Source organism: Paenibacillus sp. FSL W7-1279 (assembly GCF_037969845.1).
Classification (GTDB): Bacteria; Bacillota; Bacilli; order Paenibacillales; family Paenibacillaceae; genus Paenibacillus_AQ.
In genome coordinates this window covers 3,564,001-3,589,090 of record NZ_CP150215.1, presented here as the reverse complement: position 1 = coordinate 3,589,090, position 25,090 = coordinate 3,564,001, and the positions used below count along the sequence as shown (strand labels likewise).

At 45.3% G+C, this 25,090-nt stretch carries 22 protein-coding genes and 1 pseudogene; 19 read left to right on the top strand and 4 right to left on the bottom strand.

Annotation, left to right across the window (positions count from 1 at the left end):
* The first annotated feature begins 71 nt into the window (after positions 1-71).
* The 9 genes from MKY82_RS15905 (at position 72) to MKY82_RS15865 (ending at position 12,478) form a co-directional block, all read left to right on the top strand.
* Positions 72-1,001: an AAA family ATPase gene (locus MKY82_RS15905; protein ID WP_339224066.1), complete on the top strand. Its 930-nt coding sequence runs from the start codon at positions 72-74 to the stop codon at positions 999-1,001.
* 14 nt (positions 1,002-1,015) lie between these two features.
* Positions 1,016-2,962 carry a VWA domain-containing protein gene (locus MKY82_RS15900; RefSeq protein WP_339224064.1) on the top strand — a complete coding sequence of 649 codons (1,947 nt, stop codon included), beginning with the start codon at positions 1,016-1,018 and terminating at the stop codon, positions 2,960-2,962.
* 54 nt (positions 2,963-3,016) lie between these two features.
* Entirely contained in the window at positions 3,017-6,754 is a 3,738-nt protein-coding gene (locus tag MKY82_RS15895; protein WP_339224063.1) for a cobaltochelatase subunit CobN, read from the top strand.
* Positions 6,755-7,052: 298 nt separating this feature from the next.
* Positions 7,053-7,820, top strand: coding sequence for a methyltransferase domain-containing protein (locus tag MKY82_RS15890; RefSeq protein ID WP_339224061.1), 768 nt, complete (start codon positions 7,053-7,055; stop codon positions 7,818-7,820).
* A gap of 84 nt (positions 7,821-7,904) precedes the next feature.
* Positions 7,905-9,080, top strand: a complete 1,176-nt coding sequence (locus tag MKY82_RS15885) for an ABC transporter substrate-binding protein (RefSeq protein ID WP_233354877.1) — start codon at positions 7,905-7,907, stop codon at positions 9,078-9,080.
* Positions 9,077-10,183, top strand: a complete 1,107-nt coding sequence (locus tag MKY82_RS15880; RefSeq protein ID WP_233354876.1) for an iron ABC transporter permease — start codon at positions 9,077-9,079, stop codon at positions 10,181-10,183. Before MKY82_RS15885 ends, MKY82_RS15880 begins: the two co-directional genes overlap by 4 nt.
* Before the next feature lie 12 nt (positions 10,184-10,195).
* On the top strand, positions 10,196-10,969 hold the full coding sequence (locus MKY82_RS15875; RefSeq protein ID WP_220685282.1) for an ABC transporter ATP-binding protein: 774 nt from the start codon (positions 10,196-10,198) through the stop codon (positions 10,967-10,969).
* 30 nt (positions 10,970-10,999) lie between these two features.
* Positions 11,000-11,854 carry a class I SAM-dependent methyltransferase gene (locus MKY82_RS15870; RefSeq protein ID WP_194542656.1) on the top strand — a complete coding sequence of 285 codons (855 nt, stop codon included), beginning with the start codon at positions 11,000-11,002 and terminating at the stop codon, positions 11,852-11,854.
* Between the two features lie 165 nt (positions 11,855-12,019).
* Complete coding sequence (locus MKY82_RS15865; RefSeq protein ID WP_194542655.1) at positions 12,020-12,478, top strand: Fur family transcriptional regulator; 459 nt, start codon at positions 12,020-12,022, stop codon at positions 12,476-12,478.
* A gap of 47 nt (positions 12,479-12,525) precedes the next feature.
* On the opposite strand, the gene sufU is transcribed toward MKY82_RS15865, so the two are convergent.
* Positions 12,526-12,975: a Fe-S cluster assembly sulfur transfer protein SufU gene (gene sufU / locus MKY82_RS15860; protein WP_233355104.1), complete on the bottom strand. Its 450-nt coding sequence runs from the start codon at positions 12,973-12,975 to the stop codon at positions 12,526-12,528.
* Positions 12,976-13,119: 144 nt separating this feature from the next.
* Entirely contained in the window at positions 13,120-14,121 is a 1,002-nt protein-coding gene (locus MKY82_RS15855) for a GTP-binding protein (RefSeq protein WP_194542653.1), read from the bottom strand.
* A 236-nt stretch (positions 14,122-14,357) separates the two neighbouring features.
* Between MKY82_RS15855 and MKY82_RS15850 the strand changes: the two genes are divergently transcribed.
* The 10 genes and pseudogenes from MKY82_RS15850 to MKY82_RS15805 form a co-directional block, all read left to right on the top strand.
* A complete protein-coding gene (locus MKY82_RS15850) occupies positions 14,358-14,729 on the top strand; it encodes a (2Fe-2S) ferredoxin domain-containing protein (RefSeq protein ID WP_339296560.1) in 372 nt (123 codons plus the stop codon).
* Between the two features lie 31 nt (positions 14,730-14,760).
* Positions 14,761-15,780 carry a GTP-binding protein gene (locus MKY82_RS15845; RefSeq protein ID WP_339296559.1) on the top strand — a complete coding sequence of 340 codons (1,020 nt, stop codon included), beginning with the start codon at positions 14,761-14,763 and terminating at the stop codon, positions 15,778-15,780.
* A gap of 19 nt (positions 15,781-15,799) precedes the next feature.
* Complete coding sequence (gene folE2 / locus MKY82_RS15840) at positions 15,800-16,753, top strand: GTP cyclohydrolase FolE2 (RefSeq protein WP_339296558.1); 954 nt, start codon at positions 15,800-15,802, stop codon at positions 16,751-16,753.
* 148 nt (positions 16,754-16,901) lie between these two features.
* On the top strand, positions 16,902-17,594 hold the full coding sequence (locus tag MKY82_RS15835) for a class I SAM-dependent methyltransferase (RefSeq protein ID WP_339296557.1): 693 nt from the start codon (positions 16,902-16,904) through the stop codon (positions 17,592-17,594).
* Between the two features lie 26 nt (positions 17,595-17,620).
* Positions 17,621-19,240 carry a nickel ABC transporter substrate-binding protein gene (gene nikA, locus MKY82_RS15830; protein ID WP_339224052.1) on the top strand — a complete coding sequence of 540 codons (1,620 nt, stop codon included), beginning with the start codon at positions 17,621-17,623 and terminating at the stop codon, positions 19,238-19,240.
* A gap of 72 nt (positions 19,241-19,312) precedes the next feature.
* Positions 19,313-20,203 (top strand): nickel ABC transporter permease, encoded by an 891-nt coding sequence (nikB, locus tag MKY82_RS15825; protein ID WP_339296556.1) that lies wholly within the window; start codon positions 19,313-19,315, stop codon positions 20,201-20,203.
* Positions 20,200-21,045: an ABC transporter permease subunit gene (locus MKY82_RS15820; protein ID WP_339296555.1), complete on the top strand. Its 846-nt coding sequence runs from the start codon at positions 20,200-20,202 to the stop codon at positions 21,043-21,045. Before nikB ends, MKY82_RS15820 begins: the two co-directional genes overlap by 4 nt.
* Complete coding sequence (locus tag MKY82_RS15815) at positions 21,042-21,869, top strand: ABC transporter ATP-binding protein (RefSeq protein WP_339296554.1); 828 nt, start codon at positions 21,042-21,044, stop codon at positions 21,867-21,869. The genes MKY82_RS15820 and MKY82_RS15815 overlap by 4 nt, the downstream gene beginning before the upstream one ends.
* Before the next feature lie 29 nt (positions 21,870-21,898).
* Positions 21,899-22,696, top strand: coding sequence for a dipeptide/oligopeptide/nickel ABC transporter ATP-binding protein (locus MKY82_RS15810; protein ID WP_339296553.1), 798 nt, complete (start codon positions 21,899-21,901; stop codon positions 22,694-22,696).
* Positions 22,697-22,738: 42 nt separating this feature from the next.
* Positions 22,739-22,945 (top strand): annotated as a pseudogene (locus MKY82_RS15805) (Rrf2 family transcriptional regulator); the annotation flags it as partial.
* A 193-nt stretch (positions 22,946-23,138) separates the two neighbouring features.
* On the opposite strand, the gene MKY82_RS15800 reads toward MKY82_RS15805, so the two are convergent.
* A complete protein-coding gene (locus tag MKY82_RS15800) occupies positions 23,139-24,059 on the bottom strand; it encodes a TIGR03943 family protein (RefSeq protein WP_194542642.1) in 921 nt (306 codons plus the stop codon).
* Between the two features lie 16 nt (positions 24,060-24,075).
* Positions 24,076-25,089 (bottom strand): permease, encoded by a 1,014-nt coding sequence (locus tag MKY82_RS15795; RefSeq protein WP_339296552.1) that lies wholly within the window; start codon positions 25,087-25,089, stop codon positions 24,076-24,078.
* Between the last annotated feature and the right edge of the window lies 1 nt (position 25,090).

Genomic DNA, 25,090 nt, shown 5'->3' with positions numbered 1-25,090 from the left:
ACACAGGACCTTTCGCCAACGTGTCACGGCCCGAGTATCGGGATTAATGAAGCCATAAGGAGTTGTGATGTTTGAAAGACGTAGAGCAGCAATATCCATTTACAGCCATTGTAGGTCAATCGAGAATGAAACTGGCGCTCATTTTGAACGTCGTAAATCCGAAGCTTGGGGGGGTTTTGATCCGAGGTGAGAAAGGAACGGCAAAATCTACAGCTGTACGGGCATTGGCTGGGCTCATGCCTGATCTAAAAGTCATTAACTTGCCTGTAAGTGCAACGGAAGACCGCGTCGTTGGTGCTCTCGATATTGAGCACGCAATCAAGACAGGAGAGAAGAAATTCGAACCGGGTCTGCTGGCTGCGGCACATGGTCATATTTTATATATCGATGAGATCAATCTGTTGGACGATCATATTGTCGATGTATTGCTGGATGCGGCTGCAATGGGAATCAACACGGTAGAGCGAGAAGGGATATCCTATTCTCATCCGTCGCGATTTCTGTTGGTGGGGACGATGAACCCGGAAGAAGGTGACCTGCGGCCGCAGCTACTGGACCGTTTCGCGCTGTCGGTCGACATCGGCGGAGAGAAGGATGTTCGCGAGCGTGCCCTTGTCATCCGCAGACGTATGGATTTTGAGCGTGACCCTGCATCATTTTCAGCGCATTATGAGGCCGAACAGGAGCGCGTTCTGAATCAGATCCTTCAGGCAAGGGAGCGATTGGATCAGATTGACGTTACAGACGACATGCTGGAGCTGGCAGCAAAAATCGGAATTGCGCTGGAAGTTGAGGGGCATCGATCCGACATTACCCTGATCAAAACAGCGCTCACCCTGGCAGCATGGCAGGGCCAAGATTCAATTAGCCATGAACATATGCAGGAAGTCGCATACCTGGTCTTGCCTCATCGGATGAGACGGCAGCCGTTTGAAGAGTCCGGCGGTATCGAACAGCGATTACATGCGTTACTGCGTTCAACAGCAATGGTACAGGCATGATGAAGGTGGGGGAAATGGAGCAGCTTTCAGTATATCCATTCAGCGGAATCGTTGGACAAGAGAAAGCGAAGCGGGCGCTTCTGCTATATGCTGTGAATCCTGCGATTGGCGGAGTTCTTATTCATGGTTCTAGAGGATCAGGTAAAAGTCATCTGCTGCATGCAGTTTCTTCGATGATCCCTGACCGTCTGAAAATATCCGTACCTGTCAACATCACAGCGGATCGGCTTCTCGGCTCATTCGATATGACGGCCGCCATCGACCGCGGCAGGCTCGTACGTTCCCCGGGTTTGTTAGAAATTGCCGATGGTCAACTGCTGCTGGCCGATCATATGAATCTAGTGCCCGAAGTGCTCATCAGAGAGATTGTCAATACACGCTCGAGCGGCTGGGTTTATCTGCAGCGAGAAGGGATATCAGAAATTCGAGAAAGCCGATTTATGCTGCTTGCGGCAATGGATTTGGGAGACGGCGTTCTTTCGCCTTCACTGCTGGATCACTTTGGATTCTGTGTAACGTTGGCCGAGTTGATAGATCACAAGGATCGAGCCGAGGTAATACGCCGAAGATTACAATTCGAGCAGGACCCCTATGCCTTCCGTAGCCGATATCAGCGTCAGGAAGATGCACTCCGGTTGCAAATCCAAGCGGCCGGACAATTGATTCCTCACATGGAGGTAAGCGCTGAAATGATTCAGCTAGCCTCCTCAACCGCATATGAAGCGGGGATTGCAAGCGCCCGTGCCGAGCTCTCTCTTGTTGAAGGGGCTAAAGCGGCAGCCGCCTGGGATGGGCGCACCAAAGTAACCATGGAGGATATCCGAGAGATCGCCGAGTATGTTCTTCCTCATCGAATGCGAATTGCATTCGAGAACCCCCACGCCCCTGGGAGTCATCCACTTGAACCGGATGCAGGCGATCAGACGAATCCATCACCCGATCAAACGAATTCTTCCCACTCCCCTGCAGAGCATCCCGATCACGGGGATGGGAGGACCAATACGAATGAGGCGGGAGACGCCTTCAAACAAAGCAGAACAGAAATGCTGGTTGTGGAGGATCCTAATGATCCTCAGAATGTATCCAGTGATCGAATGGATGATCAGGTGCTGTTTCCTGACGAGGCGTATCCAATCGAGCCCTTGAAGTTGAACATGAAGCGTAAGTTAGAATATGAGGGCTCGGGAAAGCGACATGATCTGCGTACGGTTCAGAAGAGAGGCAGATCGGTAGGGGCTGTATACCCGAACAGGAAGCAGCGAACCGATGTGGCTTTTGATGCTACGATCCGCGCAGCGGCTCCCTATCAGTTGATCCGTACCAAAAAGGACGGCGTCGCGTTTGCCATTGAACTCGATGATTTGCGTCTCAAGAAAAGAGAGAATCGCGTTGGGTCTACGTTATTGTTTGTGGTTGATGCCAGCGGTTCGATGCTGGCCCGAAAGCGCATGACAGCGGTCAAAGGAGGCATCCTTCATCTGCTCCGGGATTCTTATGTGAAGCGAGACCGAATTGGCATGATCGCGTTCAGACGGGACGAGGCTGAGCTTGTGCTTCCGGTTACACGCAGCATCGATACAGCGTCAAAGCATCTCCGCGATATTCCGACTGGAGGAAGGACGCCTCTGGCAGCCGGGCTTAACCTGGCCTATAAGGTGCTTCAAGCGGAGAAACGAAGAAATCATGATACGATACCGACGTTGATATTCGTTACGGATGGCCGAGCGAACCAAAGTCCTTCAGGATTGTCGGTTTATTCGGACATTTGGAATGAATGCCTGGAGGCCGCAAGCTGGATCCGGCTTGCCGGGATCTCCTGTCTGGTCATTGATACGGAGCAGGGCTTTGTTAAATTGGGACGCTCTAAAGAATTGGCTGAAGCATTGGGTGCTGAGTATCGAGTACTCGAACACTTGAACGAAGATGGATTTACTGGCACGGTTCGAACCATATTGGGTTAGATAACCCTAATCAAGCATGATTCTATCGTTCTTGGATAGGAGGAGGAAAACAGAATGAAGATCACGGTCTTAACGACATCCCATGCGGCCATGAAGGATTTATCGTTCATATATAAGAAGAAGTGGGATGCATCTTTGCGCAGTCGCCTTTCATTATCTGTATTTAATATAGAAGGAACCTTGTCGGAGGCACAGTGGAGCTGGCTCGAGACAGCCGTAAATCAAGCGGATTTTATCATCCACGATCCGCACGGCAGCCCTGCCCGGACCGTTTCCCGTATTCATGACCTTTGTATCGGTCTTAAAGCGGAGCAAGTGATTGTAGGAGGGGAAGGGGAGCGGCTTAAGGATTTATATAGGCTGGGTTCATTGAGGTATCACGATCTTGCCGGCGCAGGCCATCGTGGACATCCGTCAACAACCTCAAGTGGACATCCTTCTACATCTTCAATATCGACCGAGCAGCAAGATAATCTCAGGCATCACCGGACCTTGGTCGCATATTGGAGAAATGCAGGGGTTCCCAATTTACACCATATGCTTGGCTACATTGCCACCTGCTTCGGAAAGGAAACGGATTGGCCGCCGGTCGAGCCGCCCTTTGCCCTGAAGTCGCTGAGCATCTATGATCCCTCTAACCCGCAGTCATTTGAATCCTTGGAGGCCTATCGGGCGTCCATGCCGGCCCGTGAGGATGATCCAACAGTTGCCATACTTTTTATGGGTCACAGCTACCCGCTCCACACCGGAGATATCGTCAGCAGCATGATGCAGAGCATTCGAGAGTTTGCCAATGTTCTTCCTGTCGTATTCACTTCTTTGTCGGATGTTGAACCGAATCGGCTGCGAACCTTGCTGATGCATGGGGGCGTTCATGGAGGCAAGGTAGACTTGATCGTAAACTTTGTTCCGTTCCGCCTGGGTGCCGGACCTACGGGGGGAAAGAGCGATGAAATCCTGGCGTTACTAAAAGAAGTGGACGCTCCGATGTTCCATCCGTTTTTCCTGACGCGCCGGGAACGGCAGGAGTGGGAAAGCTCCAGACAAGGCTTGACGCCTTCCGAATTTCTGGTTCAAATGATGCTGCCTGAGCTCGACGGGAGCATTGAGACGCATCCGGTTGCCGCGTTATCCAGCCTTGGATATGACGAGGACATGCGGTTTGATGCCAAAGAGCTCCGTATGATCGAAGATCGAGCGCAGCGGGTGGTCGGTCGTGTAAAGCGGTACCTGAATCTCCGATCCAAGAAGCAATCCGAGAAGCGAATCGCCATTATCGGCTATAACTACCCTCCAGGGGAAGGACATCTGTTCCAGGCCTCCTTTCTGGATACCTTCGAATCGATATCCCGCATCCTCACGGCGATGAAGGCGCATGGTTATGATACCGAGACATACTCTGGTTTCGAATTGAAAGAGCGTTTCATACAGGATGGAACCATAAATTCCGCAGTGTGGTCCAACGACAACTGGCCCGATCATCTTCCGACTTATAAAAATACATCGTATGAGCAGAGCAATCAGGTCTTGAATAAGCGGAAGAGAGAGCTTGTTCAACAGTGGGGCGAAGTGCCAGGCGACATCATGACGACCGAGGACGGCGATTTCAAAATTCCCGGCCTTCGGATCGGCAACTTGTTCATCGGTATCCAGCCTAGCAGGGGCGTACATGAGCATCCGGAGGCTGCTTACCATGATAAAAGTCTCCTTCCGCACCATCAGTATTTGGCTTTTTACCAATACCTTCGTGATGAGTTCAAGGCTGATGCGATCTTGCATGTGGGAACCCATGGTACGCTTGAATTTTTGGAAGGCAAAGAAAGCGGCATGTCGGGGGATTGTTTACCTGATGCATTGATTCGGGATATTCCGCATTTTTACGCGTATTATGTCGGCAACCCCTCCGAAGCCATGATTGCGAAGCGAAGATCCCATGCTACCTTGATAGGATACCAATCCCCTCCATTCACAGTATCCGGGTTATACGGAGAATACGCCGGCCTGGAAACACTGCTGCATCAGTATCGGGAAGCGGAACAGCTGAATCCTGCACGACTTCCTGATCTGTGGGAGATGTTGCAGGAGCAGGCAGCTGCGCTTTTTCTTGAATCCTCTAGTCTTGAATCGCTGGAATCCGAGCTGTACCGAATCCAAAGATCCATGATTCCTGATGGCCTGCATATATTAGGCGAGGGGTATACACATGAGCAGGCGGCGCAGCATATGAGCATGATTTTTGGCCATGAACGGGGAACCTACGGATCGCTGCAGAGATTATATGCGCATTCGATGGGCTGGGATTATGATGAGCTGCTGGAAGCCCAGGATATCCGCAGGCTGCGAACGCTGGATGAGTATGTGGAGAAAGCTGTGTTAACCTTTGTTCAAACCCGGGAAGTTCCTGAACCACCGCAAGGATCAGCCGATCAACAATCACAATGGCAGAACATTTGGGAGCTCGGCTTAAAGGCTTATCAGTCTACGAAGGCAGATCTGGAGCTTACGAATCTTCTTAGGGCCATGGACGGTAAATATATGCCGGTTAGTCTTGCAGGCGACTGCTTTCGGAATCCCGAGGTTCTGCCGTCCGGAAACAATCTGGTACAGTTTGACCCAAGGTCCATACCAAGCCGTGCAGCCGTTGCGAGTGGTTGGAGGATTGCGGAGAACACCTTGAATTTGTATGATGCAGCGCATAAGTCATATCCGGAAACATCCGCGCTGGTTATGTGGGGCTTGGAAACGTCCCGGACACAAGGGGAGACGTTGGGGCAGATTCTGGCTTATCTAGGCGTTAGAGTTAAGGACCAGGATCACCATAAGCAGGTGGAATATGAAATTATTCCGCTATCAGAGCTGAAGAGGCCGCGACTGAATGTCCTGGTCCATATCTGTGGATTTTTCCGCGACATGTTCCCGGACCAGCTATCAACGCTTCACCGTCTCTTTAAAGAAATTTCTGAGCTGGAGGAGCCGGTTGATCAAAACCGGTTCAAAAAGCATTCGGAGAGGTTGTATCAGCAGTTACGCAGCGCCGGGGCAGAGCATGACGAGGCTTGGGACTTGGCATGTGCCCGCATATACGGGCCTGCCGCAGGAGAATATGGAACCTCGGTCACAAAGCTGATCGAGACCAAGCAGTGGGAAGAAGAAGACCAATTGGGCGCAGCTTTCATGAACAGCCTGAAGCATGTGTACAGCTCCGATTACAGGGGCAAGGATATGTATGATTTGTATGCGGCGAACTTGGCTGCCGTTGATATTGTTTCACAGATTCGGAGCAACCATGAACATGAAATTACCGATCTGGATCATTATTATGAGTTTTTTGGAGGCTTGGCGAAATCGGTAGAAATCACCAAAGGCGTCAAGGCGGAAATATATATTAGCGATACCACGCGGGAGCAAATCTTAACTGAAGAAGTAAGAAACTCTGTCCATCGTGGAGTACGAACCCGTCTGCTCAATCCCAAATGGATAGACGGTTTGCTAAAGCATGATTATCATGGAGCCCAGAAAGCAGCAGACCGAGTAGAAAACTTGTTGGGGCTTGCAGCGACGACCAACCAAGTAGACTCCTGGATTTTCTCAGCGGTTCATCATGAATATGTGGCCAACGAACAACGCAGCAAGCAAATGTCTGAAAATAACAGCTGGGCCTACTCTGGTATGTTGGAAACGCTGCTAGAAAGTCATCAACGGAACTATTGGAAGGCGACAGAGGAAGAATTGAACATGTTACGGGATCGTTTTTTGGAGCTTGAAGGAGAACTTGAGGGTCCTCACGATTAAGAAGAATGACTTATAGCAAACTGTTTGTATACTAACGCCTCCGGGCAGACAATGTGAATGTCTGCTTGGAGGCTTTTTTAATCCCTACGTGTTCATGAGGGGGGAAGTGTTGACATATTATAAAATTGCAAGTAGACTTTAATTGTAAATATTACGATTAATCAAGGTCTTCTCGATTCTTTTTTCGATAATTAATCGTAATTATTACAATTAAGGAAACTGATATCTTGTTTAGCCTGAATAAAGGGGCCTTGTATGGATGACAAGTGACTTTGATATCTCAAGGGAGAGTGAATAAATGGAAAAGACGTTACATAAATGGTACGAAGAGAGTTTCGGCAAGGATTATTTGCTAATATACCGTCATAGGGATAGACGCCAGGCTGAAAAAGAAGTATTTAGAATGATGGAGTGGCTGAAGCTTCCATCTCAAGGTAAAATCCTCGACCTATGTTGTGGTATGGGGAGACATGCAATGTCACTTGCACGTGCAGGCTATCGCGTAACAGGTGTGGATCTTTCCTCGGAGCTGCTCCAGGAAGCTAGGGCCTCCGACCCTAATGAACTTGTAAATTGGGTTGAATGCGATATGCGGGCTTTACCAGAAAGTAAGATGTTTAAGGAGCGATTTGATGCCGTTGTCAATTTATTTACCTCATTTGGTTATTTTGAAGAGGACAGCGAGCAGTTAACGGTGTTACGGCAAATCCATAAGGCATTGAAACCGGGAGGGCGGTTCATTATCGATTATATAAACGCAGAATACACAACAGATCACCTGGTTCCTTTTTCGGAGCGGGTAGAGGAGGGAAACCTCATCTCGGAAACCCGCCGCATTTTAAGCGGTTTCGTTATGAAGGAAATTGTAGTTCAAGGATCTAACCATCTTACTCGTCGATATTCGGAACGCGTCAAGCTATATGGTCCAGAGAAATTGGAAGATATGCTAAAAAAAGTCGGTCTTACATTGGATATAATTTACGGAAATTATGATGGACAACATTATGATAAGAGGCATTCACCGCGAATGATTATGGTTGGTCATCGAAAGGAAAGCGTAGGTTAAAGGAATGCTTAAGAGTATTTATTTTTCATGCTAGATGTTCATTAATCGTAAATATTACATTTAAAATTCCGGAGGAGACACACTTTGTTTATTCAAATAAAATTCTTGTCGAACGTTATCATTAGACTCGCATTTGCAATGATTCTAACTTTGCTTATAGCGGGATGTTCGACAACCAATAATGATGATGCAATTGTAACAAATCAAGAAAGTCAACAGCTGAGTTCACAAAAAGATACGGAACTAAAAAGTTGGACCTTTACCGATACAAGTGGCAAAGAAATTACACTAAATATCCCGGTTCAGAAAACCGTCGTTATTAATCGAAATACAGCAGAAGCCATTAAACTGTTGGGAGCGGAAGACCGCGTAGTGGCCACTGGTGACAATACGATCAAACACAATCCTTATCTTGGCTTTGACAAATTGCCAGACATTGGAGAAACGGAACAGGTAAATTTGGAGGCGATACTTAGCTTAAAGCCTGAAGTGGTATTCACCTACACGAATCGGCCTGATCAAAAACTGGAGGAAAAGTTGGAGCCGGCTGGCATTAAGGTCGTACGCATGAACAATTACTTGCCAGAGCAGACGGATATAGAATGGAAACTGCTGGGTAAGCTGTTCGGTAAAGAAGAAAGGGCCGCTAAATTTCTGGAATGGAGGCATGAAATTGAAAGTATTCCGGCAAAACGAATTCAATCTATAGATACAAGTGAGAAAAAAAGTGTTCTGGCACTGTCAGCCGGTTTTCTCAACTCCAATGGCGGCTATCGAGTTTTTCCAAGCCAGTCACTGGATGGTAAGACCGGCGTAGGTGAAGGTTACGCCACAATTTTGGCGGGTGGAAAAGATGCAGCCGATCTACAATGGAATCCTGCGGAGGCTTCCACAACGATCATGGTCGATGAAGAATATGTGCTCAAACGAAATCCTGATGTCGTTACACTACATGGTACTTGGCTAGGTGGGTACGAAACGATGGATGCCAAACCGCTTGATGAGGCGTTCGCCAATATCATGAAAATTTCATCCTTGAAGAAGTTGAATGCAGGCAAAGACAGGGAAGTTTATTTTTTTCATACTAATTTTATTGGTTCAGACAAACGATATATCGGTGTTTTGCAACTTTCCAAGTGGCTGTATCCTGACCTATTTGAAGATGTTAATCCTGAAGCATATGCCAAGGAATATTTTGAAGAATGGCTGGATGTTCCTTATCAAGGGATTTGGTACTACTCGTTTAAGGAGACGGAATGATGGAAAAATCAATCCATCACAACGATATCCCATTGGAGTCGATGTCCTCAGATCGTCAAATGGAATCGATTTACCGTGGTAGATCATTACGTAAGCTCTTGCTGCTCATATTGCTTCTGATCTTATTGATCATTACAGCAGGAGCAGCGATCACCAAAGGCTCGGCGACGGTGCCCCTTCAAGAGCTCTGGGCAATGATGACTGGCGCCGGTGCTGACGAAATGAATGTGTATATCGTACGTGAGGTTCGGCTCCCCCGAGTCCTGATGTCTGTGGTGACCGGTATATCGCTGGCCGCAGCGGGTACGATCATGCAGGCATTGCTGCGTAATCCTCTAGCCGATCCGTTTACCCTGGGGGTTTCAAGTGGAGCAGCCTTCGGAGCCGCACTTGCGATCGTGGCGGGCACTAGCGTATTCGGTATGAACCTCGTTCACAGCGGACCATGGCTGATTGCTTTTAACGCTTTTCTCTTCGGGTGTTTGGCAGTAGGAGTTGTATACGGTATTGCTCGTATGAAAAACAGCTCAACTACGGTCTTGCTACTCGCGGGTGTAGCGATTGGTCAATTATTCTCGGCCGGCGTATCGGCTCTTAAGTATTTTTCCAACAACGATGCGCTTAAAGATCTGATTATTTGGTTAATGGGGGGGTTCTGGGGCTCCGGTTGGCATGTGCTGGAAATTCTCTTGCCGCTGTCCGCCTTTGCGCTATTAGTCTTGATGAAATATGCATGGGATTTGAATGCTCTCATCTCCGGGGAGGAGGTAGCACTCACGCTCGGAGTGAAAGTGAAGCATATACGCTGGGTTTGCTTGGTGACGGTGACGCTTCTGGCATCAACAACCATTGCTTTTACAGGCATTATCGGTTTTATCGGGCTTGTTGCCCCGCATATCAGCCGAATGATAATCGGTACCGACTATAGATATTTATTACCGTGCTCTTGCTTGATCGGCGCCTTGCTCTTGCTTACGTCGGATACGGTGGCGCGGCTGCTCCTTACGCCGATTGAAATCCCCGTTGGAATTGTAACATCCTTCTTCGGCGCACCATTTTTCATCTATTTACTGGTCAAGAAGCGCCGGGAGTATTGGACCTAGGAGGGGGAAGTCTTGTTTTTACAAATAACGGGTTTGTCATTTGGATACCGTTCAAACTCCATATTACGAAATATTCACATGAATCTGGAAAAGGGCCGGGTGGTCAGTATTGTCGGTCCTAACGGCGCAGGGAAGACGACATTGCTCAAAAGCATCGCTTCCATTCTTCCGCCTAAGAAGGGAACGGTTTGGCTTAGGGGAAAAGACGTATATTCCCTCAAACCCAGAGATTTGGCTAAAATTCAAGCTTACGTTCCTCAGCATACGGCATCCGGTTTTCCGCTGACTGTCATGGAAACGGTCATGCTCGGGCGAAAGCCGTACATTCGATGGGGAGTGTCATCAGAAGATCTTCATATTGTGGGCACCCTCCTGTCCGACCTTCATCTGGATCACTATACAACGCGTTATCTGGACGAGCTAAGCGGGGGAGAGCGGCAAAAAGTTTGGATAGCCCGCGCGTTGGCACAACAGCCGGATTTGCTATTACTGGATGAGCCGACTTCAGCACTCGATATTCGCCATCAACTCGAAGTGTTGGAGCTAGTACGCAAGCTCTCAAAACATTCGGGCATCCTAGTGATCCTGATTTTACACGATCTAGAGCTGGCTGCTCGGTATTCGGATGAAATATACATGCTCAAGGACGGGGAAGTGTATGCTTCCGGTCGACCTGAGGAGGTGTTTACCTGTACAAATATGGAGACGGTTTACGGCGTAAAAGTGGAGGTTGCCTCTGCAAAATACGGATTGAAAATGACTGCGGTTGAGCCGGTATGGACTTAACCGAGTGAGGAATAGAGGGGGAAACTAAATATGTATCACGGCGTCCGCTTTGATATGAATTTTAAGCAGCTATGGCTGGAAGGGATGAAGGATTGGAACGGCAATCTGCCGGAGCGAATGAGCGACGATGCCAAGGAGGAATCCTTCTGGGAAGGATTTATTCCCAAAAAAACAGATGCATTGGATGACTATGCAGCTGATATTCGGCGAGAGCTTCTTCAATTTATCGAGCCTACCGATGACGTCTTGGAGATTGGACCGGGATGGGGGAACTATACCTTTGCTGCTGCTGATAAAGCATCCTCGCTTGTTTGCGTGGACAGTTCACGTAGTGTACTCAATCATTTAAAGAAGGATACCAAGCGGCAAGGTCACCAAAATATACGGTTCATTCATTCTAAATGGGAAGACTCTGTACCAAAAAAACAGTTTGATGTTGTTTTTGGGATCAATTGTTATTATCGGATGCAGGAGATCGATCGGGCGCTTCTAAATATGAATAACTCTTCCAAACGGTGGGCGATTATCGGGCTGACAACCGGGCCTGAAAAACCACATTTGTGGGAGATCCATCAAGAGCTTGGTTACAAAGTCAAATTTCAGCGACGGGACTATATCTATTTAACCAATCTTCTGTATGAACTTGGTATCGATGTAAATTGCAAAATTGTAAATTTGGAAAGAATCTATCGCTATGAGAATGAAGAACAGCTGCTGAAGGACAATTTAGGCGTTATTTTGGAAGCTAACTATGACCGAAAAGCAACGGAAAAGATTCTCAGACAGTTTGTTACGGAAGAGAACGGCATTTTGTTGTACAAACATCGTTTTAAGGCAGCGCTTCTCTATTGGAGGCCCGAAGAGATGATTTTCAAAAAAAATTAGCGCATGTGGTTTGGTTATAAACTCACTGAGGGGCTAATTTCACCTGCACTCCAATCACTACATATGACATTTTCCTTCTTTCTTGTTAAAATAAAAAGATAAGTCTTTTTCAAAACGGAGCGACGGTATTTTGCTGGATGTTTTGTATACTGAGGAAGGGAACGTATGTTTATGAAGGAGAACAAAACCAAAGTTAAAGATATGTTGAATACCATGGCGCGAAATGGATGGAGAGTGACGGAACAACGAAGAACATTAGCCCAAATTTTCGCCGATCACGATGGCTATTTATCGCCCAAAGATGTCTACGATCAAATGTCCGTTCATTACCCAAGCATGAGTCTGGATACAGTTTATCGTAATCTTCGTATGTTAAGTGAGATGGGGGTTTTGGAACATTTCTACTTTATGGACGGAGGTTTAAAATTCAAAGAGAACTGCCTGACTCACCACCATCATCATCTGATTTGCGTCAATTGTGAAAAAACGCTTCCCTTTGACTACTGCCCAATGGATCATGGTCTTGAATTACCTGGGGACTACAGAGTCTTGCGACATCGATTTGAGGTCTATGGGATATGTGAAGTATGCCAGGCACTGGAGAAAGAAGAGACTATGGAATAGAAGAAATGATATTCATTAAGCATGGTCCCGTCCGAGGAACCATGCTTTTAAACTTGTTGTGGTGGGGAGTCATCATTCTTATACTGATTAATAACTTTGCGCAATGCCTGCCATCCCATTAGCGCACAGTTATGCCGAGCCCTAAACGAATGAACCCCTAGTAACGAAAGTGATTCTTCCAGGGCCTCATCTTCCGGGGAGATCCCGATCGTGATCATGGAGGAGAACAGACGGGTGAGATTTTCCGCCTCCTCTAAAGACCGTCCTTTAACAGCTGATGTCATCATGGAACAGGAGGCCATACTAATGGAGCACCCGTTACCTTCAAACTTAATATCATGGATCTGCCCTTGATCGACTAGTAGATATAATACAATCGTATCCCCACATGTGGGGTTTTTATAAAATAATCGAATGGAAGACATGTCGTTTATTTCACCATAATTTCGGGGATGTCTATAATGATCGATGATAAGCTGCTTATAAAGTTCGTCCATTTTCAATTCCATCACTCTCCCTGGATAGTTACAATTAGGATTAATTATTTTTCAACAAAAAACCTGATGAATATAATAGACCTCTCAGCTGGAAATGGCACAGACCTACGGCTGAGAGGTCTTTTTGGTTAAATCGATTATGTCTTAAGTGGCTACACAACCAGCAAACTGTTCATGGAACCAGTTCTCGTCAAGATTTCGACCGATCACCACGAATTCGCTGGTTGGCACTTCATCTGGTCTCCAGTCCCTGTCAGGATATGAACTGAACAGCATATGAATGCCCTGAAAAACGACTCGTTTCTTGACTCCCTTAATGTTGAAAACGCCTTTATATCGGAATGTGTCTACGCCATGGTCTACCAACCATTCATTGAGAAAACGTTCGACTTTCTTTAAGTCGAGAGGTCGAGTTTCCCGAAAGAAAATAGAGGTTACTTCATCGTCATGTTCATGATCATGCTCTTCTTCCAGAAATCCAGGTTCGATCTCCAGCTTCTTCTCTAAATCAAAAGCACCTATCCCGAGAATTTGGTTAATGTCAATTTTGGACTGCTGGGTATGATATAGCTTGGCTGCCGAGTTCATGGTACGAAGGCGACGTTCCAACCTCTGTAGTTCGTCTTCTGAAACAAGATCCGTTTTGTTCAGCAAAAGTACGTCAGCAAAGGCGACTTGTTCCTGAGCTTCATGTCCGTCGTCCAAATGCTGCTCAACATGCTTTGCGTCCACAACCGTAACAATCGCATCCAGCTTATAAAAATCAGCTATTTCAGGGTCGACAAAGAAGGTCTGCGCAACCGGGCCAGGATCTGCCAAACCTGTCGTCTCGATGAGCACACGTTCAAAATCTGCTTTGCGATCACCATTACCCAGCTTCGCATCCCTAAGCTGATTAAGAATACGAATGAGATCACCTCGTACCGTACAGCAGATACAGCCATTGTTCATTTCAAAGATTTCTTCATCCGCTCCTACAACAAGTTGGTTGTCGATACCAACTTCACCGAACTCATTGACAATGACCGCTATTTTTTCGCCATGCTCCGCTGTTAATACATGATTTAGTAAGGTCGTTTTACCGGCTCCGAGAAAACCTGTCAGTACCGTGACGGGAATACGTGGGTCGGTCTGTTGAATTGACATAAGAATCACTCCTCGAGACAGAAATCTTAATTGTAAATATTACAATTAAGACAAGTATAGAACTCCGTTTTTCTTTTGTCAAACAGCACTTTGAAAACTTCTTCAGATTCATAACAAGATCCAATTAAAGATTGAAACATACTTTATACGTGTGTATAATCGTAATAATTACAATTAAGACAGGGTAGGTGTTCAACCTCCTCAGTAATATGTATCGCTAGAGAAGGAGATGTTCTATGACGACTTGGAATTTAAATGAGACTCGCTGTCATTTACTTATATGTAATGGCGGTAGTTGCATGAAGCTGAATGCCGAAGAAGTGACGGAAGCAATCCGGGATGAAATTACTACGCTAGGAGCTGACAATTTCATTCATACTACACGTACTCGGTGTAATGGTCGATGTGCGGACGCTTGTGTCGTAATTGCTTACCCAGAAGGAACATGGTATAAATCTATAACCCCTGACCTTGGCAGAGAGCTTGTGCGAAGACATCTTTCAGGAAGTTGTTTGGAGGAGCTCAAGGTATATTCGTTTGACAGCAAATTCATTGCGTCTGGTCTTTCCGTTAAAGGTAAAGATAAAGCTCCAGCGGCTGATAATTAAAAAATATAATGACTTTAAGAAGGTGATATGGGTGAAAAAGGTTCCTGTTGTTGTTTTGTCTGGTTTTCTGGGGAGCGGTAAAACGACATTACTATCTAAATTGCTAAATTTTTATGAGAAAAAAGGAGTGCGTCCTGCCATCATCATGAATGAAGTTGGCGATGTCAACCTGGATGGTCAGCTTGTAAATGAGGATGTTCCGTTGCGAGAAATGTTAAGTGGTTGTATCTGCTGCACAATAAGTGGTGATTTGGGAATGGAAATCCAAAAACTGGTGCAGGAATCGTCGCCAGATCTAATCATCATTGAAGCTACTGGTGTGGCGAACCCGATCGATATCTTTGAGGCGGTAACAGAGGCAGCACTATTGATTCCAATTGATATCTACGCGATGATTACAGTGCTAGATGCCGGACATTTTCAACATTGGTATCGGAAAGGGTCTGGAAAGACCTATCATCTCATGAGAGATCAAATCCGATGTGCATCCGTTTTACTGCTCAACAAATCGGATCTTATTCATATTTCAGACTTGAACGAGCTGAGAAAGATTATTGAATCAATAAATCCTAATGCATTACTATATGATACCGTTCATTGTCAAATCGATTATTCCGTGTTGGATACAATTTTTCTAGAAGATACTTTTCCTATTTCTCTTGAGGAATCATATCAAGAGAATACACATCAGCAATCTGTATGTAACCATAGTCACCATGATCAGCATTCTCAAAATGCCGCTCATGTGCATCATCATTCTTACGATCACGTTATGGTTTATACGCATTACTTTCAAAATTACATAGACAGGAGTGGTTTTGAACAAATCATAAGAGAACTTCCAGAGAGCGTTTACCGTGCAAAAGGCATTTTTACGGAGGCAGGTACCGGACAGCGTATGTTGTTTCAATTCGCATACAGGCAGTTAGAACTTATTCCGATTAATCCGCAAGGAAAGGTTCAAGATGTAGCTGTATTTATAGGAGAGCAGTTTCCTAAGAATGAGCTAAAAGGGCTGTTGGAACAGTGTGTAACCTGCAGTGCCAAATAAATAACCAGGTAGGGATATTATGACAATGAATAAAAAAGGAGATTCTCTTTTACTTCCATCGAAACATGAACGACTTCAATTATTTGGTACAGTGGATCCGGTCAAAGGAAAGAAACCCGTGGTCAAGGAAGAAATGCAGGATATACAGAATAGCAGAAACGATTTTTTGTTTGAATTGGAGCAGGTTGGAATCGATAATTTGAAATATCCTATTGAAGTTGTGTCTTCCATAACTCCTCAAAGATTTTCGAGTATTGGAAATTTTCGACTCTCGACATCTCTCGAAAGGGAGAATAAAGGAATTAATATGAGCCGGCTCATTGAACAACTTCAGAACAGTAGAGAATTGGGACTCAGTGACAAAATTCCTGATCTCATTGAGTTGACGAAACGTCTTTCGAAGAAAATGGACCAAAGGAAAGCTGAATTGAAAGTATCATATCCATGGTTCTATGAACGTCAGGCACCAGTAAGTGGGTTAATGGGTTTAAGCCATTCCCAAGCATCCGTTACTGTGAAATGGGAGACTGGCAATGTAGCTGTTCTAAAAGCCCAATTGGAGATACAAATTACGACATTATGTCCTTGCTCAAAAGAAATTAGCGAGTATAGTGCCCATAACCAACGTGGTTTATTACGCATTGAGGTGGAGGGCTACGATGGTGAGTCACTTCCCGAACAGTGGAAAGAAGAGCTTTTGGAAGCAGCAGAGAGCAATGCAAGTAGTTGCCTACACCCGATTTTAAAGCGCCCAGATGAGAAACATGTTACAGAGCATGCATATGAAAATCCGCGTTTTGTGGAAGATATTGTTCGGCTTGTAGCGGCGGATCTTTATGAAAAGGACTGGGTTCGTAATTTTAGTATCGATTGCCGTAATGAGGAATCCATTCATCAACACGATGCAGTAGCGCGTATTGTGTTTGACAAACTCAAGCAAATTAAAGTTTACCCTGACACTGAAAACGTATGAGAGCAACGAGGTGTGATTATAGTTGACGAAATAATACTAGCGAAATTAGTTTGATGGTGATCATACTCCGTAATACCTCACCATGTAAGCATATGTTGTCGCCTATAATCGTAATAATTACATTTAAGTGCCTATTAAGGAGGAGAGAGTGTTGAATAAGGAACAGTTGTATAACAAATGGTGGAATGCGCCAACCGAGAGCGAACAACTGATGGAAGAAAGTCATCGAACCTTCTGGAAAAAGATAATCGATAAAATTCTTGAGAAGGAAAAGATCAACGATTTTTCGGTGTTGGATTTCGGGTGTAATCAAGGAGGATTTCTCAGGTATCTTTATTCACAGTATCCTTTCAGGGAAGGAGTGGGTACAGATCTAGGAAAGGAATCAATTCAGGTTGCTAATGAACGCAAAGGGGATTTACCCCTTCAATATGAAGCTACGGCATCCCCTGAGCAGTGGGGTCATCGCTTTGATCTTGCCGTCAGCACAGCTGTAATTTACTTAATATCCGACCTTCAGGAGCATGCATATAAAATCAAAGCTGCTTTAAAGCCCGGGGGAGTCTACTATGCTAGCTATAGTGATTACAGCAAGAATCCAAGCCTCCCTTATATGCGCAAGAAAATTGACAGTAACAGTATGCTACCTATGAATCTTCATGCACTGGATGATATTGCTTCAGCCTTCTTTTCAGAAGGTTTTGAAGTAGGTATTACACGGCTGACTCCCGACATGTATGTTCAGCTTTCCAACAAGGAACGTTTTTTCAGAAACGTCCGGGACCGAATTCAATATGAATACGAAGAGGCCTATTTATTTCGCTTTGTAGCACCAATCTAGAAGAAAGAAAGGACGTTTTTGATCAAATGAAAAACCATGGGTTAGGAGTCAAGAAAAAACTGGTGTTGTTCCTCGCTGTCATATTCTTGGCGGGCTGTTCCAGCACTGGAACCCAATCTGTAAGTCAGGGAGCCACATCGTCCGACAAAGCGCTTACTTTGGCATGGCCTAATGATATTGGTCCGCTCAATCCGCATTTATATGCACCAAGCGAGATGTTTGCTCAGTCCATGATCTATGATTCGCTAGTTACTTATGGTGAAGATGGAAAAATCAAACCCAGTCTAGCAGAGAGCTGGGACATTTCCGAAGATGGACTGACTTACACCTTCCATCTTCGCCCAGGGGTCAAGTTTTCCGATGGCACAAGTCTGACAGCCGATAATATCATTCGTAATTTTGATGCCATAATGGCAAATAAAAGTCGGCACAGTTGGATCGGTATCATGAAGCATATCGATCACGTTAAAAAAGTAGATGATCTTTCCGTACGTCTGCTCTTGAAGGATTATTATTATCCTGTTCTTCAGGATCTGTCCTTTGTTCGGCCGTTTCGTTTCCTGGGAGAGGCTGGTTTCCCCGCTGACGGGAAAACATCCGAAACCATTGTTAAGCCGGTAGGAACAGGGCCATGGGCGTTAAAAGAGTACAAAAAAGATGAATATGCGGTTTTCAAGCGCAATGAACATTATTGGGGACAAAAACCTAAGCTGGAGCAAATAACGGTCAAAATTATTCCGGATCAGGAATCCATTGTGCTGGCTTTCGAAAAAGGGGATATCGATTTGATATACGGACGAGGCGTCATCAGCAGAGACAGCTTCCTTCACTTGAAAGAATCCGGCAAGTACGGCGTCTCTCTTTCGGATGGCCTGACGACCCGTGCGATTATTTTAAACACGCTGAAAGGGGCAACTTCGGAACTGCCAGTTCGCCAGGCCATTCAATACGCAATTGACAAGGCTTCGATGATTGAAAGCGTGACGAAGGGAACGGAGCTTAACGCTGAAACAGCTCTCGGGAGAAATATTCCGTATGCTAACCTGGATCTGAAGCCGATTGAGTACGATCCGGCTAAAGCGGGCAATTTATTGGATGAAGCTGGATGGATAATTGATCCATCATCGGGAGTGAGAATGAAAGACGGGAAGCCATTGGTATTGAAGTTTGTTTATATTAGCACGGAAGCGGTTCAGAAGCAGATGGCTGAAGTAATCCAAGGTGATTTGGCTAAGGTAGGAATTAAGGTGGAGATTCAAGGCGTTGAAGTCATGCTTGGCTTGCAAATGCTTAAAAGCGGAGAAGCCAATATGAATTTCTGGTCCAGCTACGGAGCGCCTAACGATCCACATAATTTTGTTACTGTAATCGCGAATCCAACGGCTGACGGAATTTTTGAAGCCTTCTCAAACCTGCCTCAGAAACAGGAAATGGACCAAGAGATTAATAAGGTTCTTATAAGCAAAGATGAAGAAGAACGAAGAAGTATGTATGCTGATATTTTATTCCAGATTCATGAGGAAGCAGTATTTTATCCTATTTCGTATGAGGCCAATATTGCACTTTACCAAAAGAAATGGATCGGAGTTGAACCAACCGCTTCAAAGTACAAGTTTCCTTTTGAATCCATTGATCTGCGGCCATAGACGGAGAAGTTAATGCGGAGATTTGTTTGGAGACGACTATCTGCACTCCCTTTAATTCTCATAGGGGTATCTGTGCTAACTTTTCTGCTTGTCCGACTTGTACCGGTAGAGCCTGCTGAGGTCATCCTTCGACAATCTAACCTTAATGCAACTGAAGAAGCGATTGCCGAGGTGCGTTCCCAGCTTGGATTGGATCAACCTTTATATATCCAGTACTGGATGTGGATCTCTAATATAGTGAAACTGGATTTTGGAGTATCTTATGTAAGTAAACTCCCGATCTCTTCAGAAATCGCAGAGAAATTTCCAGCTACGATACAATTGGCGTTGTCGGCCATGCTACTTACGGTGATGATCAGTTTACCACTCGGCCTTCTATCATCATTGTTTCCCAATCGTTGGATCGATCGAGCTACCGCCATATTTATCTATGTCGGGACTGCCATCCCGCGGTTTTGGTTAGGCTTCATCCTCATATACTTTTTTTCGCTCAAGCTGGACTGGCTGCCTTTCCAGGGAAAAGGTGGTTTAATGCATTTACTTCTTCCATCCATTACGCTCGCGCTTGCCCAAACTGCAGTGTTCACCCGTTTGTTACGCAGTCAGCTACTCGATCAAATGCGAGAGATTTACGTGCTATACGCAAAAGTACGTGGGCTGAAGGAAGGCTTCATTCTTATTCATCATGTGTTACGTAATGCGTTTTCACCTTTGCTTGCAGTAATGGGAATTAGCCTGGGGAATATGCTAGGGGGAACGGTTATCGTAGAGCAAATGTTTAGCTGGCCAGGCATGGGCCGATACTTGATTGAATCCATTTCTAATCGTGACTATCCGGTGATCCAGTGTTATGTTTTGCTTATGGCTGTTGTCTATGTCTTTATAAATTTATTGGTCGATTTACTACAACGATGGATTGATCCAAGATTGGAACAAAGCGAGGAGCGTGGGATTGACAGATGATTTCGATTACATCGGGAACTCGCATTTCTCTAAGGATCCGCCTGGGACTTGCTGGTGCAGGATTTTTATTCTTGATTTTCATGGGGGTTGCCGGAGCATTGGCTCCTTGGATTGTTCCCCATGATCCTTATCTGGTTGATTTATCAATCCAGTTTAGCCCGCCCTCTTGGACATACCCTTTGGGGACAGACCACTTGGGCCGATGCATTCTTTCCAGGCTTCTTATTGCGATACGTTATTCTTTGGGTGGAGCACTCATTGTTGTAACATGCAGTGTTGTTTCAGGAACGGTGATGGGTGCTTTTTTCTCTTTAAAAGGAGGGTGGCTGGATCGTGCCTTCATAAGGTGTTGCGATATTTTGCTTGCCTTCCCGACACTAGTGTTAGCATTTGCACTTGTAGGCGTGTTGGGTTCCGGGTTCTCAAATTTGCTGATAGCCATGATTTTTGCACAGTGGATTTACTATGCACGATTCGTTCGGGGGATTGTTCTGTCGTTGAGAGAGAGCGATTTCGTCCAAGCAGCCATCGTGTCTGGTTCCAATTATCTGCAAATACTATTGAAACATATCCTTCCGAATATCGTTATTCCTGTATCAGTGCTGGCGCTGCTGGAGACGGGAGGCGTCATCCTCGACATGACGGGACTAACGTTTCTGGGGCTGGGAATACAAGCACCACAAGCGGAATGGGGCATGATGATCAATGAAGGGAAAGACTATGTGTGGCGCCATCCTTTGCTTATGATGTATCCCGGATTAGCGATTTTGCTTTCTGTTATTGCCTTTAATCTAATCGGGGACAGACTTCGGACGTTGTACGATCCCAAGGAGAAATTATGATACAAAACGGTTTATCAAGAGAAACAGCTTCATCCATTAAAATCGAGCAATTATCCGTCGAAATGAAGAAGGGAAATCACAAACGGGTTGTCGATCACGTCAATCTATCAATTTCCGCGGACAGCGTACTTGGTATTGTGGGGGAGAGCGGCAGCGGTAAAACCACATTATGCATGGCGCTTATGGGACTTTTGCCCGAAGAATTTCGGATTACGAAAGGTCATATCTGGTTCAAGGAAGCGGATATTGTTGCGCTCTCAGCTAGAGAACACCGAAGGCTTCGAGGAACAACATTCTCCATGATCATGCAGAATCCAAGGGTTGCGTTTAATCCGCTACGAACCATAGGTGCACACATGATCGAAACGTTTAGGGCTCATATGAAATTGAATAAACGAGAGGCCTCCCAATTAGCGGAAGAGTATCTGATTAAGGTCGGCCTGCCTCGTCCTATGCAGATTCTGAAGCTGTATCCGTTCCAGTTGAGCGGGGGCATGCTGCAGCGAGTGATGATCGGAATAACGATGGCTATGAAACCGGAATTGATCATTGCCGATGAGCCGACAACCGGTTTGGATGCAAGCAATCGCAAGCTTATTTTGAATGAGTTGACAGTCTTAAGGCAAGAGACGGGGGCGGCCATTGTAATCGTTACGCATGATCTTGACGTAATTGCTGAAATGGCTGATTCGGTGGCAGTTATGCAGAAAGGAGAAGTTGTTGAATTGGCACCTTGCAAACAGCTGTTTGATTCGCCTAAGCATGAATACACCCGACGTTTATTGCATGCCAGAATAGACTTTAGGCCTTCGCTGGATTGTTAACCTTTAGATAGGAGGCATATAAGATACGAATGAATGTTTTAGAAGTAAGTGAAGTTTCTAAAACGTATCAGCTGGAATCTAGAAGCCCTTGGAGCAATGGAAAACGATTCTGTGCGGTTAACCGAGCTTCGCTCACGATTAAAGAGGAGGAATGTGTCGGTCTGGTGGGTGAGTCCGGATGCGGTAAAAGCACTTTAAGCAGATTAATTCTGGCACTGGACCAGCCGGACTCCGGCGAAATATTCTTCATGAGTAAAAAATGGAACAAAATGAGTCAAAAGCAGCGGTTTCCATATCGTAGATACATGCAAGCCGTTTTTCAGAACAGCTTGTCATCCATGAATCCGAGGTTAAAGGCGGGAGACATTGTAGTCGAACCCTTACTTAACTTTGTCAAAATGGATAGAAAAGAAGCAAAGGCGCATGCTCGCATGTTGCTGGATAAAGTAGGTCTTGATCCTGTGTCTATTGATCATTATCCCCATCAATTTAGTGGTGGACAGCAACAGCGTCTGGCGATCGCACGTGCGATCTCAGTAAACCCAAAATTAATCGTACTGGATGAAGCCATCAGTAGCCTGGATGTTATTACGCAATCCGCGATTTTGTCTTTGTTGAATGAATTGAAAAATAGTTTCGGTATCTCTTATCTGTTTATAACTCATGATATTAAGGCCGCGTGTTTTTTCTGTGACCGTTTGCTGGTTATGCAGGAAGGTACAATTGTTGACGAGGCAGACGCCCAAAAAATCGAACAGTTTTCACACCCCGCTGCTTTAAAATTGCTTAATTCAATGTTGGTGATGCATCCAGAGGACAGGGTCTGAATCTGATGCGATTTCGTCAAATACGAAACCAGTGGTGATTAAATGAAATTTTCCAAGGCGACGAATTATGCTCTTCATACGATGTTGTTTCTAAGTATATCACCTCTAGACAAACCAGTAGGGGTTCAGCAACTCGCTGAAAAGCAGCGAGTATCACCATCATACTTATCTAAAATACTATCTAACCTGGTTAAGGCCGGAATGGTTGAATCGACTTCTGGCGTTAATGGAGGTTATAGGCTTAAACGTCAAAAAAAACAGCGGAAATGTGGGATGTCAATACAGAGTAGATAGAATATATTATATCTGTGCTTTATTGAAAGGTTGTGGCCGGGCACCAACCTTCCTTCAAATAATAAACGTATAACGAGCCTTCGAGAAATTCTCTAAGGGCTCGTTTTTAGTGTATTTCAAATGATAGATGATCAACTTACCGGTATTACTAATCCAGTAGGTTGTTAAAATTGTCAACGTAAGGGTAGACATAAGGAGTCTCCGGAGCATCGATCCGTTGAATATATTTTCCATCCACTTTCACGACGTCAAGATTATTGTAGTTTGTTTTTCCGATTGTTCCCGTTATTTGAACCCATGTGTCTTTCTGCAAAGTGGCAGCAGCATCATCTTCAACGATGATACCGTAGGGAGTGGCGTCAGCAGAACAACATTGGACGGCCAACCTGGAGAGGATAAACTGATTAGCGGCCATATCGGGTTCCCGATAGACAAACCCTGTAAGCTCAACCTTCTTTCCAGTAAGAGCGTCAGCGTATAGACTGAAAGTTGTCAGGTATTCCATAAAACCAGTGTCATTTACGGTGATATAAGGAAGCTCGTTGATTTTCTTGCCAAACTCCGCAAAGTCCTCTAAATGCTCATATTCGGGAAACGGTTCAGGTTCCATCGGAATTTCTTGTTCAGCATCGAACGAATCCATTCCTTCGGGTTCATCTGACGGAACGTCTTTTTGCAACTCCGCATCCAGTCGAGCGGGGGTTAAATTCATCCCTTTTATCGAAGCGACATTACTAGCCATGATGGTATTGGGAAGGAGAACTCCCAGCAGCAACGGAAAGATGAACAATGAATAAATCCCAACATTCCATTTAAGGGATTTCGGCGGATTGCATTGGCACTCACACATGACACTGCGTTTTCGGGCAGTTTGCATGGCCAGGTATGATTGACTAACACTGAGAAGAAAAAGCCCGACTGCAGCTAACTGGATAAAGATTTTCATTCTGGGTGCAATATAATACATTAACGTCCCCGTCTTGACGAGATAGACAATAAAACATAAAAAACTGAGCAGGATGATCGCCCGTATCCAATAATGGACGGCTTCATTTCGCTGATGTTTCACTTAATACACTTCTCCTTCAGAACATCATTTGTCCAAGCGCAATCGAGAGAATAAATACGGTAACGCTTGTAAGAACGATCAGAAATATGACAAAGCGTTTGTTGAAGACAGACAGCAGCATCAATGTACTCTTGAAATCTACCATAGGCCCAAAAACAAGGAAGCTGATGATAGAGGATGCGGAGAATGTCTGCAGGAATGAAGAAGCTACAAAAGCATCCGAAGTAGAGCAAATCGACAATATAAAGGCAAATACCATCATGAACAGATGGGAGCTTAACTCACCTTGTCCAAGTTGAATGAGAAGTTCTCTGGGGATAAATGACTGAATAGCTGCCGTTATAATGGAGCCGATAATCAGATATTTCCCCATGTCAAAAAACTCGTGAGCGGCATGATCCATCATGGAGAGGAATTTGTTCTGGGACTGTCCGTGTGAAGCCTCATTTGCATTGGAGAGACTGGCGGTTTGAGCATTTTTCAATGGATTGCCCGATACAAATTTATAGACGACAAGCCCGATGATCAAACCAACGACCAAAGCCAGGCCCATTCGGGAATAGACGATCTCTGGCTGTAAACGAAAGGCTTGGTACGTTGAGGCATAAACAACAGGGTTAACGATCGGTCCAACCAGTATAAAAACAATCCCGATATAAAGCGGCATCCCCATCACCATGAGTCTACGCACAATAGGGATCATGCCGCATTCACAGACCGGGAAGAGAATACCGAGTGTACAGGCGAATATAATGCCGAGGACCGGATTTTTCGGGCAGAACCGAGCGATCCATTGCTCTGACAGGAACAGCTGCATGAGTGACGAAACAAATACACCGATCAGGATATATGGCAATGCCTCCAATACGATGCTGATCAGCATCGTTTTAAATGTCTGGATTTTGTCCATATCGGGGACTGGAAAACTTAAGTTTGAGATGACGTCTGGAAATAATGCAACATAGATGATACTTAGAACGATTACGATAAATACCAGATTGAGTCCGGACTTTGAAAACCACTTACGCAAA

Coding starts and splice junctions, on each gene's coding strand:
- MKY82_RS15850 (WP_339296560.1), top strand. CDS start 14,358: ATGACGACTTGGAATTTAAATGAGACTCGCTGTCATTTACTTATATGT.
- nikA (WP_339224052.1), top strand. CDS start 17,621: ATGAAAAACCATGGGTTAGGAGTCAAGAAAAAACTGGTGTTGTTCCTC.
- MKY82_RS15865 (WP_194542655.1), top strand. CDS start 12,020: ATGTTTATGAAGGAGAACAAAACCAAAGTTAAAGATATGTTGAATACC.
- MKY82_RS15820 (WP_339296555.1), top strand. CDS start 20,200: ATGATTTCGATTACATCGGGAACTCGCATTTCTCTAAGGATCCGCCTG.
- MKY82_RS15890 (WP_339224061.1), top strand. CDS start 7,053: ATGGAAAAGACGTTACATAAATGGTACGAAGAGAGTTTCGGCAAGGAT.
- MKY82_RS15870 (WP_194542656.1), top strand. CDS start 11,000: ATGTATCACGGCGTCCGCTTTGATATGAATTTTAAGCAGCTATGGCTG.
- MKY82_RS15880 (WP_233354876.1), top strand. CDS start 9,077: ATGATGGAAAAATCAATCCATCACAACGATATCCCATTGGAGTCGATG.
- MKY82_RS15895 (WP_339224063.1), top strand. CDS start 3,017: ATGAAGATCACGGTCTTAACGACATCCCATGCGGCCATGAAGGATTTA.
- MKY82_RS15855 (WP_194542653.1), bottom strand. CDS start 14,121: ATGTCAATTCAACAGACCGACCCACGTATTCCCGTCACGGTACTGACA.
- folE2 (WP_339296558.1), top strand. CDS start 15,800: ATGACAATGAATAAAAAAGGAGATTCTCTTTTACTTCCATCGAAACAT.
- MKY82_RS15900 (WP_339224064.1), top strand. CDS start 1,016: ATGGAGCAGCTTTCAGTATATCCATTCAGCGGAATCGTTGGACAAGAG.
- MKY82_RS15815 (WP_339296554.1), top strand. CDS start 21,042: ATGATACAAAACGGTTTATCAAGAGAAACAGCTTCATCCATTAAAATC.
- MKY82_RS15810 (WP_339296553.1), top strand. CDS start 21,899: ATGAATGTTTTAGAAGTAAGTGAAGTTTCTAAAACGTATCAGCTGGAA.
- sufU (WP_233355104.1), bottom strand. CDS start 12,975: ATGGACGAACTTTATAAGCAGCTTATCATCGATCATTATAGACATCCC.